The 14,291-nt window shown below is 35.4% G+C and carries 10 protein-coding genes and 1 pseudogene; 3 read left to right on the plus strand and 8 right to left on the minus strand.

Going from position 1 to position 14,291, the window contains the following annotated elements:
• Positions 1-144, minus strand: a pseudogene (locus tag BMSHG_RS28940) (Crp/Fnr family transcriptional regulator); the annotation flags it as partial.
• Between the two features lie 397 nt (positions 145-541).
• Here BMSHG_RS28940 and sinI point away from each other — a divergent pair.
• Positions 542-682 (plus strand): DNA-binding anti-repressor SinI, encoded by a 141-nt coding sequence (gene sinI / locus BMSHG_RS28085; RefSeq protein WP_019152473.1) that lies wholly within the window; start codon positions 542-544, stop codon positions 680-682.
• 100 nt (positions 683-782) lie between these two features.
• On the opposite strand, the gene BMSHG_RS29380 is transcribed toward sinI, so the two are convergent.
• From BMSHG_RS29380 to BMSHG_RS00540, 5 genes are all read right to left on the minus strand, one after another.
• Positions 783-2,792: an ABC transporter ATP-binding protein gene (locus tag BMSHG_RS29380; RefSeq protein WP_019152474.1), complete on the minus strand. Its 2,010-nt coding sequence runs from the start codon at positions 2,790-2,792 to the stop codon at positions 783-785.
• A gap of 54 nt (positions 2,793-2,846) precedes the next feature.
• Positions 2,847-3,872: an asparaginase gene (locus tag BMSHG_RS00525; protein ID WP_019152475.1), complete on the minus strand. Its 1,026-nt coding sequence runs from the start codon at positions 3,870-3,872 to the stop codon at positions 2,847-2,849.
• Positions 3,873-4,033: 161 nt separating this feature from the next.
• A complete protein-coding gene (locus BMSHG_RS00530; RefSeq protein WP_019152476.1) occupies positions 4,034-4,975 on the minus strand; it encodes an ABC transporter permease in 942 nt (313 codons plus the stop codon).
• A gap of 1 nt (position 4,976) precedes the next feature.
• Positions 4,977-5,915, minus strand: a complete 939-nt coding sequence (locus BMSHG_RS00535; protein WP_019152477.1) for an ABC transporter permease — start codon at positions 5,913-5,915, stop codon at positions 4,977-4,979.
• Between the two features lie 89 nt (positions 5,916-6,004).
• A complete protein-coding gene (locus BMSHG_RS00540) occupies positions 6,005-7,663 on the minus strand; it encodes a peptide ABC transporter substrate-binding protein (RefSeq protein WP_019152478.1) in 1,659 nt (552 codons plus the stop codon).
• Positions 7,664-8,045: 382 nt separating this feature from the next.
• On the opposite strand from BMSHG_RS00540, the gene pepV reads away from it, so the two are divergent.
• Positions 8,046-9,443 carry a dipeptidase PepV gene (gene pepV / locus BMSHG_RS00545; RefSeq protein WP_019152479.1) on the plus strand — a complete coding sequence of 466 codons (1,398 nt, stop codon included), beginning with the start codon at positions 8,046-8,048 and terminating at the stop codon, positions 9,441-9,443.
• Between the two features lie 96 nt (positions 9,444-9,539).
• Here pepV and BMSHG_RS00550 read toward each other — a convergent pair whose 3' ends face one another.
• Positions 9,540-11,612: a sigma 54-interacting transcriptional regulator gene (locus BMSHG_RS00550; RefSeq protein WP_019152480.1), complete on the minus strand. Its 2,073-nt coding sequence runs from the start codon at positions 11,610-11,612 to the stop codon at positions 9,540-9,542.
• A gap of 347 nt (positions 11,613-11,959) precedes the next feature.
• Positions 11,960-13,492: a malate dehydrogenase (quinone) gene (gene mqo / locus BMSHG_RS00555; RefSeq protein WP_019152481.1), complete on the minus strand. Its 1,533-nt coding sequence runs from the start codon at positions 13,490-13,492 to the stop codon at positions 11,960-11,962.
• 505 nt (positions 13,493-13,997) lie between these two features.
• Here mqo and BMSHG_RS00560 point away from each other — a divergent pair.
• Positions 13,998-14,291: redoxin domain-containing protein (locus tag BMSHG_RS00560; RefSeq protein WP_019152482.1), on the plus strand; the 294-nt coding region annotated here is incomplete at its 3' end.

Consider the following 14,291-nt stretch of genomic DNA (forward strand, 5'->3'; position numbering starts at 1 on the left):
GGCACCTTTTAAAAATCCTGCAGCATCAAAACCACCAGTTAATTTCCCCCATCCTGCTGACATCCAAGCCCAACCTAGATAAATACGTACAACTGTTAAAATACCTGCAACAATATTGTTTTCTCTTAATACTTTTCCGATCATGACGATCTCTCCTTACTATGTTTTCAATATTTTATAAGGTGTAAATAATAACTTCTTACAAAACATAGATTATCATTATAATTAGGAAATAACATCGGATTGTGCAATCATTCACAAATCTGCAACAAAGTTATGACAGACTCATGAACACAAAATATTTAATAATAACTAATCAAGAGAAACTACCTTTAAAAATTACTGATTCACAGTACGAGAATAGAATATTGTAATAAATGTCACTTGCTGTCATTCATTCGCATGTTAACATAATTGTTAAATACAAATTATCCTGAAACCGTCAAAAAAATTTGATTTGAACAGAAATATATTTTAAATACAATATTTTTATTTTGTTTATCAAATTTTACAAAAAACAAATTATGAGGGAGGTAATAATATGATGAATAATCAAGAAGAACTACTATCTAAAGAATGGCTGGAATTAGTTATAGAAGCTATGAATTCAGATATAACCAAAGAAGAGTTTATTGCATTTTTAGAAAGTAAAACGACTGAAAAGACTCATGAAGATTTTTAAATGTTAATCCTTATCTTTTTTGATAATGTAGATTTTTTTGATTGTGAATTTCCAAGCCTATATCTTTTTCATTGAGGCTTGGAAATTTCACATCAGAATATTAATAAAGATGACATGCTACCCAATGTTCCTGCTTTACTTCTTTCCATTCTGGTTTTGAAATTGCGCAAACGTCATTTGCGTGAGGACAACGGGTTCGGAAACGACATCCACTTGGTGGATTGCTTGGACTAGGTAAATCTCCTTCTAAAATAATTCGTTCCCGTGTTTTCTCTTTATCTGGATCTGCTACCGGAACAGCTGACAATAATGCTTTTGTATATGGATGAAGCGGTTCCTCATACATTGCATCAGCATCAGCTAATTCTACCAAATTTCCAAGGTACATAACGCCGACACGGTCACTAATATGCTTAATCATCGATAAATCATGGGCAATAAAGAGATACGTAAGACCCCGTTCTTTTTGAAGTTTCTTCATCAGATTAACAACTTGTGCCTGAATCGATACATCAAGCGCACTAATAGGCTCATCCGCAATGATAAATTCTGGTTCAACTGCAAGTGCTCTAGCGATTCCAATTCTTTGTCGCTGTCCACCTGAAAATTCATGCGGGTAGCGGGTCGCATGATCCTTATTCAATCCAACTGTCTCCAAAAGCTCAAATACCTTCTGTCTTCTTTCTTCCTTCGTTGTCGCAAGTCCATGTATATCAATACCTTCAGCAATAATATCCATGACTGTTTTTCTTGGATTTAGGGAAGCGTAAGGGTCTTGGAAAATCATCTGAACCTTCCGATTAAATAATTTTCTGTCTGCAGCGTTCTTTTTGCCATACACAGATTCATTTTGAAAAAGAACATCTCCTGCTGTTGCTTCATATAATCTCATCAGTGTTCTTCCGAGCGTAGATTTCCCGCATCCTGATTCCCCAACAAGACCTAATGTTTCCCCTTTATAAATATCAAAAGATACATCATCTACCGCTTTGACAATATCATTTTTGCCAATGGTAAAATGCCTTTTTAAATTCTTAATTTCGAGCAATGTTTCTTTTTGTATCTCAGTTTCGACGATTTCAGCTGCCTTTACCGGCTGTAATCGCTTTTTCGTTAGCTTTGTTGGCTTTTCAATTTTTGGCGCTTTTCCATGGAGAAGCCATGTTGCGGCATAATGGGTATCTGTGACCTTGAACATTGGCGGTTCGCGCAAATAATCTATTTTTAAAGCAAATTCATTTCTCTCGGCAAACGCATCCCCTTGTGGCGGATTAATTAAATCAGGTGGCGTCCCAGGAATCGCAATAAGCTCATCCTTCGATTCCATATCCGGCATGGAGCCTAACAAGCCCCATGTATAAGCATGCTGAGGATTATAAAAGACCTCCTCAACGGTACCTGTTTCCACAATTTTCCCTGCATACATCACCGCCACACGGTCAGCAATATTTGCTACAACTCCGAGATCATGGGTGATAATGATGATTGAAGTATTCATTTTTTCCTGAATATCCTTCATCAAATCAAGAATTTGCGCTTGAATGGTCACATCTAATGCGGTTGTTGGCTCATCTGCAATAAGTACTTTAGGATTGGATGCGAGGGCAATCGCAATGACGACACGCTGCCTCATCCCACCCGAAAATTGATGGGGATATTGCTTTACTCTTGCCTCCGCATTTGGAATGCCAACCAGTTTCAAAAGTTCAATCGCTCTTTGTAGAGCTTGTTCCTTATTTAATTTCTGGTGCGTAATGACGCTTTCCATGATTTGTTTCCCTACCGTCATTGTCGGGTTTAAAGCCGTCATTGGATCCTGAAAGATCATCGCAATTTCAGAGCCTCTTATCTTTTCCATTTGTTTCTCAGAATAATGGACGATATTTTTTCCCTCAAACACAATTTCTCCATCCTCAATGACAGCAGAATTCCCTGGTAAAAGCTTCATAATACTTTTCGAGGTAACCGATTTTCCAGAACCTGATTCACCAACAATTGCAAGTGTTTCCCCTTTTTTTAAGGATAAATTAACGCCTCTAACAGCTTGAACTTTTCCTGCGTATGTCTTGAAAGAAACATGAAGATTATTCACTTCAAGCAATGTATCCATGTTCATTCACTTCCTTTTCATGCTAATTTCTTTCATACTTTTCAATTATAATTGTTAGCTCTGAACAGCTTCTTGTCTTTTCACAAGGTCAAAATCTGCTGTAATTCGACCTATTTTATCTTTTCGCGCATTGAGAACCGGTGCTTCTATATATTGAGCTAACTTCTCATACAAATGTTTATCACCAATACCTAATTGCTTTAACACTTCCATCGCAGCAACACTTGTAGCCCGTCCGTTTCCGTCCTCAACTTTAATAGCAATGCCTAGTCCCGTTTCTACATCTCCAATACATTGGACACCCTCTGCTCCAGCTTTTGCTACTAATCTCTTATTGAAAACTCGCATTAAATCTGTATCAAATCTATCTGTACCACCTACCATTTCAGGATGTTCCATCATTGCATTGCGAACTTTATCTAAATGTTCCGCTGTATGACTAGATTCCCAATCAAATGGAGTTGCTAAGCGAGCAAACCCTAACGCAATATTCTCTAATGGAAGGCAATGAACTGGTACACCACAACCATCTACACTAATATCAATTTCACTCTTTGGAAAACTGCATACATGCTCAATTACATGTAAGATTCTTTGCTGATGAGGGTGAGTGATCTCACGGTAGCTTTGTACATCTTCATTCATATGAACGACTGCTGTTAGCATTCCTGAGTGCTTCCCAGAGCAATTGCTATATACTGGCGTTAATGAACCACCATTGCGAATCAGTTCGTTATAACTTTCAATATCTCGCGGAATATGGGTTCCACATTGAAGATCCTCTTCTTCTAAATGAATTCTTCCTAGAATACTAGCAACTCCATTTCTGTGAAACTTCTCTCCACTATGTGACGCACAAATTAACGACAGGTCTTTTTCTTCAAATTGATATGCATCAGCAGCTCCTGTTTCTACAACGGCCACTGCTTGAAATGGTTTCATAGATGAGCGCGGAAATACGGCTCTCATCGGATCTCCATAAGAATACTGTAATTCTCCTTTTACGTTTACAACTGCCACATGAATAGCATGCGTACTTTCTAAAAACTCTCCACGATATACTTTAATAGAATGATTCATTCGTAATCCCTCTTTTTATATAAGTAATAAGTTCCTTGCTGACTTACTTCAAGTTTAAAAATGAACAAGAATCGAAGTTAATATTTAGTAAAAGTCCATATCATCACAAGTAAAGGAGATAAATTTGTTCGTTTTCCATTCACCTTTGTACATTGTGAAATTTACTTTCTCATTTTCGGATCTAATGCATCTCGTAAACCATCTGCTAAAATATTAAAAGCTACCATTATTGCAACGATAACGATTGCAGGATATATCATTAAGTAAAAATGATTTCTCATCCCTTGGAAGCCATCATTGATAAGCACCCCTAAAGAGGCTAACGGCTCTTGCAATCCGAGACCAATAAAACTCAGAAACGCTTCCATAAAAATAGCTGAAGGAATCGTAAACATCATATTAATAACAATTAGCCCCATCGTATTTGGAATTAAATGATGCAAAATCAAGCGGCCATTTGAAGAACCTAAAGATTTGGATGCTAATACAAACTCTTGTCCCTTTAGCTTAAAGATTTGGGCTCTGACCAATCTAGCCATATTTACCCAACCGGTGATCACCATTGCTAGTGTAATCGTTAAAATACCTGGCTTCATAAGCATGATTAATAAAATCACAATAACAAGATTCGGAATCCCGACTAAAATCTCGATAAAACGCTGGAGAACATTATCAACCTTTCCCCCTTTTAAAGCGGAAATTGCACCGATCGTTACCCCAATCAATAAATCAAGAAACGCTGCCAAAACAGCAATATATAAAGAGATCCTTGTCCCTTCCCAAATTCTTGTCCATTGGTCACGACCAAATTTATCTGTTCCTAGCCAATGCTCTCCACTAGGCGGTTGGTATGCTGCTCCATAATCGGTATCGTAATACTTATACGCATTCATATTTGGACCAAAAATGGCGAGTAATAAAATAATGACTAAAATAATTAAACTAATGACAGCTCCTTTGTTTTTCTTTAGTCTGATCCAACTATCTTTAAATGCGGACATTGGCGGGCGTTGAATCTTTTCACTTTGCTCCACTTTTCTACCCACTACTTCAAACAAATCATCAGAAAATGCCTCTTCTAAAACTTGCTCATTATTTTTCATATCATTCACTCCTTTGCCCCGTTATACGAATTCTTGGGTCGATGATTCCATATAAGAGATCAACGACGAGCATAGTAAGGACAAAAAACGCACTATAGAATAAAGTTAAGCCCATAATCGTTGTATAGTCATTTACTTTAATAGAATCTACAAACAAGCTTCCAATTCCAGGAACCCCAAAAATATTTTCAATGACAAGTGATCCTGTTAATAAACTAACGACAATGGGTCCTAAAATGGTTACTAACGGAATAAGCACATTACGAATTGCATGCTTATAAATAACCTTAATTTGAGAAACTCCTTTTGCTTTTGCCGTGAGCATATAATCCTGCTGTAGTACTTCAAGCATTTCATTCCTCGTAAATCTTGCTATTAAAGCAATGACCATTAGGGATAATGCAATGGTTGGCATGATTGAACTGGAGTAGGATTCCCAAAAGGCAACAGGCAGAATTCCTAATTTAAGACCAACATAGTATTGTAGGAGGGCTGCAAATACGAAGTTCGGAATGGAAACACCTAATACGGCTACCAGCATAGTCGAAAAATCCCACATCGTATTATGTCTAAATGCGGCGATGATTCCTAAAATAATTCCGATTGTAAAACCTAAAATAACCGCTTGAATTCCAAGAAGCGCAGATGGACCAATTCGTCCAACAATGAGAGAACTAACATCTTGCCCTTTAAAATAATAGGATTCTCCTAAATCTCCTTGAACTAGACTTTTCATGTAAAGTACATATTGCTGGGATACTGGTTTATCTAGTCCATATCGAGCATAAAATTCCATTCGCTGTTCATCTGACAAAGTTGATAACTTTTCCTCATCAAACGGAGAACCTGGCATTTGTTTCATTAAGAAAAAGGTCGCCGTAGCGATAATAAATAACGTAATAACAATATTGACAAGTCTCAAAAATAAATATTTTTTCACATATCACACCTCCAGATTATGAGGAATACCTTTTTCTCTAAATTTTGCAGCAGAGAGAGAAACAAGTTCTCTCCCTACTAATACCATTTTTATTCTTTCGTAACCCACTTTAAGTCTGGTGATGCTCCATATGGATGTGTCACAATTCCTTTTACATTTGATTTTTGCAAGAAGGATAAACCATCATAATAAAGCGGTCCAACTGACCCATCTTCAAGAATTAATTTTTCTGCATCTAGTAAATGTTGAATACGTACTTTGTCATCTGCTTCTACTTTTGCAGCATTCACAAGATCGTCATACTGAGAATTGATGAAATTTCCACGGAAGTCTGTATTAGACGGAGCTTCCCATAAATCTAAATATGTCATGGCATCATTGAAATCAGCCCCCCAACGATTTACTGCCATTTGATAGTCTCCGGCTCTCATTGTTTCAAGACGGCCACTATAAGGCTGTGTAACAAGACTGATATCGACACCTAAATTCTTTTTGTATTCACTTTGTAAGAATGTACCTGTATCTTTTGAAACGGTATCATCCGCTGTTAATAATTCGATCGTTGGAGTTCCTCCTAATTCTTCTACACCTTTATCCCAATACTCTTTAGCTTTTTCAAAATCTGGTTTGATGACATCACCTTGAAGCTCTCTGAATGATTTTCCATCGACACCATTCATATCTGCAGCAATTAGTCCATAAGCTGGTTCAGAACCGTTGTTTAAAATTACATCTGTCAAGATTTGTGGATCGTATGCTAGCTGAAGTGCTTTGCGAATATTATCATTGTTAAAAGGTTCTTTCGCTTCATTAAATTGAATGAAGTATGTTCTAAATTCTGTTTCTGTTTGAAATTCTGGACTGTCTTGGTAGGCATCTACATCAGCTGAAGCAAGATAAACCTTATCTAAGTCACCAGCTTCATATAAATTTAAAGCTGTACTTGTTTCTTTGATGACCTTCATGCTTACCTTTTCGATTGCTACATTATCTTTATCCCAATATTCAGGATTTTTTTCCATTTCTACCCCTTGTGCCTGGTTATAGGATGTTAATACATATGGTCCGTTATATAGAATCGCATCATATGTTAAAGCGAAGTCATCACCTTTTTCTGTAATGAACTTCTCATTTAATGGGAAGTATGTTACAAATGCTGTTAATCCAACAAAGAATGGAGTTGGTTGAACAAGCTCAACAACTAGTGTTTTCTCATCTACTACTTCAATTGAAACGGAATCAGCATCTGCTTCACCAGCTGCATATGCTGCGCCACCTTTAATATAATCAGTTAAAATCGTTGCATAAGAACCAGCAGTATCTGGGTGCATCGCTCTTAACCAAGAATATTTGAAATCATTCGCTGTAACAGGTTCACCATTACTCCACTTAATTCCATCTTTTAATGTAAAAGTATAAGTTAATCCATCTTCACTCTTTTCAAAACTTTCTGCCATTGCAGGTTGTGGTTCATTGTTTTCATCTAAACGGAAAAGACCTTCCATTACGTTATTTAAAATACTGAAAGAAATTCCATCTGTTGTTTTTACTTGATTTAAATCTGGGATATCGTTATCCAAACTCAATCTTAACGTATTATCAGTTGTTCCTCCTGCCGCTTCTTGGCCGTTCTCTTCTTCTGTGTTGTTTGCCGGCTTCGAGGAACCACCACTGAAATTACATCCCCCTAGAAAAACGACTAAAGCTAGGAAAATGAAAATCAACATTTTACTTCCATTTTTTTTCATCTCGTTAACCCCCATCTAATATTTTTTGACAATTATTTTAATTGCAAGTATTGTGCCAATATTAAATAATTAATATTTTTTTGTAAAAACCACTAATTTTAACGGAGCTCTGCCTACTCATAAAACAGCATACACACATTCTTTCTTTTAAATGAAAACCATATTTTTTTAAAAATATTCATTCCGTTCGTTTACCCATCTTTACAATGACAAAATTCATGATAATTCTAAAAATAATCAATTTTATGGGTAACCATATTAACCAATTGATACATAAATCAGCGAAAATTGGTTGTATATATTTTCGAAAATTCGAGACACTCAGCACAAATACATTTGGTATATATCTTGCATGTTTAATTAAATAGAAGGAGGGATTTATTTGAATTGGAAAGAAAAAGTCATAAAAAATCAAAGTTTGCTACTGGATGATTTATCAAAATTATTAACCATTAAAAGTGTTAAAGACTCATCATCAAAAACAGCTTTGGCTCCTATGGGAGAAAATATTAAAGAGGCACTAGAGTTTATGCTTCAACTAGCAGAAAAAGATGGTTTTCGAACGAAAAATATCGATGGTTATGTTGGTTATGCAGAAATTGGACCTGAAAATGCTTCTCAATATATCGCCGTTCTATGTCATATTGATGTTGTACCTGCTACTGGAAACTGGGAATCAGACCCTTTTAAACCAGTACTGAAAGATGGCAAACTTTTTGCTAGAGGTGCTATTGATGATAAAGGACCTACAATGGCAGCTTACTATGCTATCAAAATACTCAAAGAGAGTAGGCTACAATTGAAACATCGTGTCAGAATTATTTTTGGAACTGACGAAGAAAGTGGAATGTCTTGTATGAAGAAATATGTTAAGGTTGAACCGCCTGCATTAACCGGATTTGCTCCAGATGCAATGTTTCCGATTATCCATGCAGAAAAAGGACAAATTAATATCCTTCTTAGGTATAAAGATACAATCGCTTCCAAAGATAAATATCAATTACAATCTTTTTACTCTGGTAAAAAAGGGAATATGGTTCCTGATCATGCTGAAGCATTAATTGGAGGAAATAATTTAAAAGAATTAACAGATAGATTTACGGAGTATTGTCAACAGGAAAACATAGCATTTTCTATTAATAGAACGTCAAATTCCCTTCTATTGAAGCTAAAAGGAAAATCAGCTCATGGCATGGAACCTGATAATGGAATCAATGCGGGTACTAAACTTGCTTCCTTTTTAGTGAATGTAGTCCCTAAAAACAAGTTTATTCAATTTATTTCAGAACGAATTGCAGAAAATCCTTTTGGAGAAAAACTTGGTATTGATTTTTCGGATGAAATAACAGGACGATTAACAGTTAATGCAGGAATTTTTCGTTACTCCACTAAAGATGAAGCACAGTTATCATTAAATATTCGCTGTCCAGTTGAAACACCCTATTTAAGAACCATTGAGAGAATTGCAGAAATAATAAAAAACTACAATTTAGAAATCGAAGAAGTAAGAGAGAAAAAGCCTCATTTCGTTGGGAAGGATGAGCCAGTTATCAAAATATTACAAGAGGCATATGAAATAGAAACTGGTGAAAAAGCCAACCTATTAACAACTGGTGGAGCTACTTATGCTAGATTTATCGAAAACGGGGTTGCGTATGGCGCGGTCTTTCCAGGCAAAAAAAATACCGCTCATCAAATTAATGAATACATTGAAATTAGTGATTTGATAAAAGCAACCGTTATTTATGCTAGAGCGATACATCAATTAGCCAATATTTAATATCTCTATAGTCAGCTTCTCGTGTTTCTTTTAATTTCAAGAGAAGCTGACTGTTTTAAAGGATTGTACTTTTTACTGAAGTGTTTAGAGAGCTTGTTAAAGTAAAATTTCGTAACTTTCAAGAAATTTCGTACCTTTTCCAGTAATTTGGCTACCACTGCGTCCTCTTTGAGTTGTAATTAAACCATAATCATGTAAAATTTTCATTCGATAACGTAATTGTTGCTCCGAAAACATATACCCTTCTTCCAATAAATGATTGAGTAAAGAAAATCGTCCAGCAGACAACACATGGGCTTCGTTTAAATATTTTAATATCATTAACATTTCTTCAGTGAAGCCTTTTTCCACGAATTGAGTTTTTATCATTTCCAATTCCCTATTAGTTTCAATAGTATTGAAATCTACTGGTCCATCGTCGTAAATGGGAAGCTCCTCTTTATATACTTTATCTCCACTTATATGTGCGACATATTCAACCACATTTCGAAGTTCACGAACATTTCCAGGCCAATAATAATTTTCACAGTAACTTAGTGCTTCTTTAGTAAACACTAACGGCTCTCTTCCTAGTTTTTCTTGAAACTCCTTTGAGAATAAATGAATTAAAAGCGAAATATCTTTTTTTCTTTCTCTAAGGGGCAATAGCTTTAATGGCAAGACATTAAGTCGATAATAAAGATCTTCGCGAAAAAGACCTTCCTCTATAAGTTTTTTTAAATTCTTATTCGTAGCAGCTATGACTCTAACATCTAGAGGAATGATCATATCGCCCCCCAGCCTCATAATTTGTCTTTCTTGAAGAACTCGTAATAATCGATTTTGAATGACAGGTGCAGCATCCCCTATTTCATCAAGGAAAATACTTCCAAGATGAGCTTGTTCAAATAAACCAATATGCCCTCTTTTTCGTGCACCAGTAAAGGAGCCTGGTTCATATCCAAACAACTCACTTTCCATTAAACTTTCTGAAATAGCTGCAAAATTGACACCTACAAACGTTTCGTATTTTCTTGGGGATTCTTGATGAATTGCCTGAGCAAGAACCTCTTTTCCTGTCCCTGTTTCACCTAATATCAGGATTGTTGAATCACTTTTTGCTAGTCTACCCGCAACCTTTATCATTTCTAATACTGGAACACTCGCTGTTTTAATATCATCAAAACGGTATCTTGCCATGCTATTCTTTTGCTTAGCCTTAAAACGGAAATCATGTTCGATTTTTTGATAGTCCCTAGCTTCACGAAAAATAATTAGTGTCGAATAGATTTGATCGTCAACCATAATTCTCTTTTTTCTCATGTAAAAGGTAATATCGTTAATTTCAACAAAGTTTTCCTGTCCAACCGACAGATTTTTTATCGTCTGATAATAAAGTGGATTCATAATATTAATATTTTGCTTCTGCACTTGTGAAGATAAATTCAAATAGTCCATCGCTGCTTTATTTAATACTTCAATCTCATTTTCAGTATTATAAACCAACACGGCATCATCAATATTTTGGACAATGCTGTCTAGACTTTTCTGCAGAAGAGTTGAACGAAAGATTTCGTTGCTTAACTCTTTCGAAAAGTGAATTACTGACTGCATAAATCTAGCTGATAGGTGAGCTTTAGCTGAAAAAGGTGATATTTGAAAAAAGTTAAATATTTCAATAAGCGTAGAAATATCAATTAATCTACTTCCAATATTAATCGTTTTCGTTACAGTTTTAGGAACAAATTGGGGTTCGCCAGGTGTAATAGCAATGCTAATACTTTCATCTGCTCTTTTTTGTGGATAATATGGTACAAGTTCAAGTTCGATGCCCGTCTCTTCTAAAATACTTATTGTCTCTTCAGCTGATTGTTTTAAATCGCTTACTAAGTATGCTCTTGTTCCTTTGGGAATTTCTAATATTTCTCGTAAATTTGCATAATTTATGGTTCTGGTTGTAATGATATACGGAGTTTCTTCATCAAGATAAGGCTTAACCATTGTGTAAACAATTTCACTAGAAACAAGTACAAGCGCATTTCTTTTGATAATTGAGGTTTCTAATTGCTCAACCGTAACACCTTCAATATCAAAATGTTCCATTAAACCAATCTCATTTAATTGTTTTAATAATGTATGTAATGTATTTTTCATATAAGATACAACGACTATACTTCTCTTCTTAGACAAGCCCTTCACCTCGTTACTTACTTAAGCTGAAACATTTCAATATAGAATTTTCAATTAAATTTGCTAGAATAAAATTTTTAAAGCTCCTAATGTACCTTACCCTAAAAAGGTTCTTGTGATTATTAAATTAATCCGGACAAAGAATTTCTCCATATATGCAACCCTTTCTCTCGCACAGGGCTTTTTCCTCTTCATTTTTCCATAACAAGAAAAGGTTTGGATTTCAGTCAATTAGTTCTCATCTCATAAATATATCTTAATATCACAGAATGGCATAGATAACAATATAAAAAGACAGAAAGTCGTCTATAAAGACTTCCTGTCTTTTCTCTTATATTTAATAGCTGTTAAACTTCCTGCAACTCTCGATCTTCAATTTTAATTTTTGGCTCTTGCTTTTTTATTAATCCTAAAGCTTCCGTCGTTGAATCATGAATCTCTTGTAGCAATCTTGGCTCATTTCCTAATACCTTACCATAGGATGGAATCATTTCCTTGATTTTTTCGTCCCATCTATCTGTAAAATCGGGGAAACATTTCGTGATCACTTCAAGCATTACATGAACAGCTGTAGATGCACCTGGGGATGCACCTAAAAGGGCCGCAATGGAACCATCTTCAGAATGAATGACTTCCGTTCCAAATTGGAGCGTACCTTTTCCGCCAGCTTCTGTATCTTTAATCACCTGTACCCGTTGTCCAGCAACAATTAAATCCCAGTCCTCAGTTTTTGCATTTGGGATAAACTCACGAAGTTCTTCCATCCGTTGCTCCTTCGTTAACAACACTTGCTGTATTAAATACTTCGTTAAAGGGATTTCTTTCATGCCTGCGGTCAGCATCGTTAAAAAATTATTAGGTTTTATCGATGTAATTAAATCAAACACGGAACCTGTTTTTAAAAATTTAGGTGAAAAACCAGCAAAAGGTCCAAACAACAATGATTTCTTATGATCAATAAAGCGTGTGTCTAAATGAGGAACAGACATAGGCGGTGCACCGACCTTCGCCTTTCCATACACTTTTGCATGATGTTTTTCAACCACCTCTGGATTATTACAAACCATAAATAATCCGCTTACAGGAAAACCGCCAATTCCCCTACCTTCTGGAATCCCAGACTTCTGTAATAAATGAAGGCTACCTCCCCCACCACCGATGAAAACAAAGTTGGCAACATGATGTTCAACAGTGCTGGTTGCTTCATTTTTTACTGTCAGTTTCCATTTGCCGTCACTCGTACGATTCATATCTTTTACAGTATGTTGATAGTTTAATTGTACGTTTTGACTCTTTAAATGATCAAACAGAATGCGCGTTAAAGCACCAAAGTTAACATCCGTGCCTGAATCAATTTTCGTTGCTGCAATTGGTTCCGTTATCTCACGGTCTTCCATGATAACTGGAACCCATTCCTTCAACTTCTCAGGATCATCTGAAAATTCCATACCTTGGAAAAACGGATGGTTTGATAGCGCTTCAAAACGTTTTTGTAAAAATGAAACGTTTTCTTCTCCTTGCACAAAGCTCATATGTGGCAATGCTCGGATAAAGTCTTGCGGATTGTGTAGTAACCCTTTTTTGACGAGATACGTCCAAAACTGCATGGAAATTCTAAATTGTTCATTAATCTTAATCGCTTTCTTGATATCTACTGTGCCATCAGGTTTTTCTACTGTGTAGTTTAATTCACATAATGCTGCATGGCCAGTCCCTGCATTATTCCATTCATTAGAGCTTTCCTCACCTGGTGCTGCTAGTTTCTCAAATACGGTAATGTTCCACTCTGGAGCTAACTCTTTTAAAATCGTTCCTAGTGTTGCACTCATAATTCCAGCACCAATTAAGATCACGTCTGTTTTCTTTTCTCCGTAGCTCATTTTTATCTGACTCCTATATTCGCAGAAACGATGAGTTTTATCTCTCCTCCCATCAATTCTGGATAAATTATTATTTAATAATAGTTTATCAGAATTTTTGATAGATTAAAATATTTATTTACTATAAGTATAAGTAAAACAAAGTATTTAAAGAAAATACACGTAAATTGAAAGTTAATTAATTAAACGCTTACATTATTTTTGATACAATCGATGCAATTTTACAACAGTAAATTATTAGTCTAGAAAAATATCTATACGTTTAAACAGAGAATGAATTAATTTTTTTCAAGAAGTATGTTTCTTGAAGAAACCGTCGATAATAGTGTTGTCTGTCTGAATGAACTTCATGGAGTTAAGATGAGGGTTGACAAAGTACTACAATATATTTAATAATAACACTTTGAATTTGAATAATTATAATCAAATAATGATTTGCATAATGAATTGGTTATAATTTGTTACGAATAATAATTCAAAATAATTACATATTGGAGGATTTAACATGTCTTTAATTGGAAAAGAAGTATTACCTTTCACAGCGCAAGCGTATCACAATGGAGATTTTATCACAGTAAGTGAAGAAAACTTTAAAGGGAAATGGAGTGTTGTTTGCTTTTATCCCGCAGATTTCACGTTCGTATGCCCTACTGAACTTGAAGATCTTCAAAATGAATATGCAACATTAAAGGATCTTGGCGTTGAAGTATACTCTGTGTCTACAGATACTCATTTCACGCACAAAGCATGGCATGATCATTCAGAGGCAATTGGGAAAATAACGTATATTATGATTGGA

This window comes from Robertmurraya massiliosenegalensis JC6 (genome assembly GCF_000311725.1).
GTDB classification, from domain to species: Bacteria; Bacillota; Bacilli; order Bacillales; family Cytobacillaceae; genus Robertmurraya; species Robertmurraya massiliosenegalensis.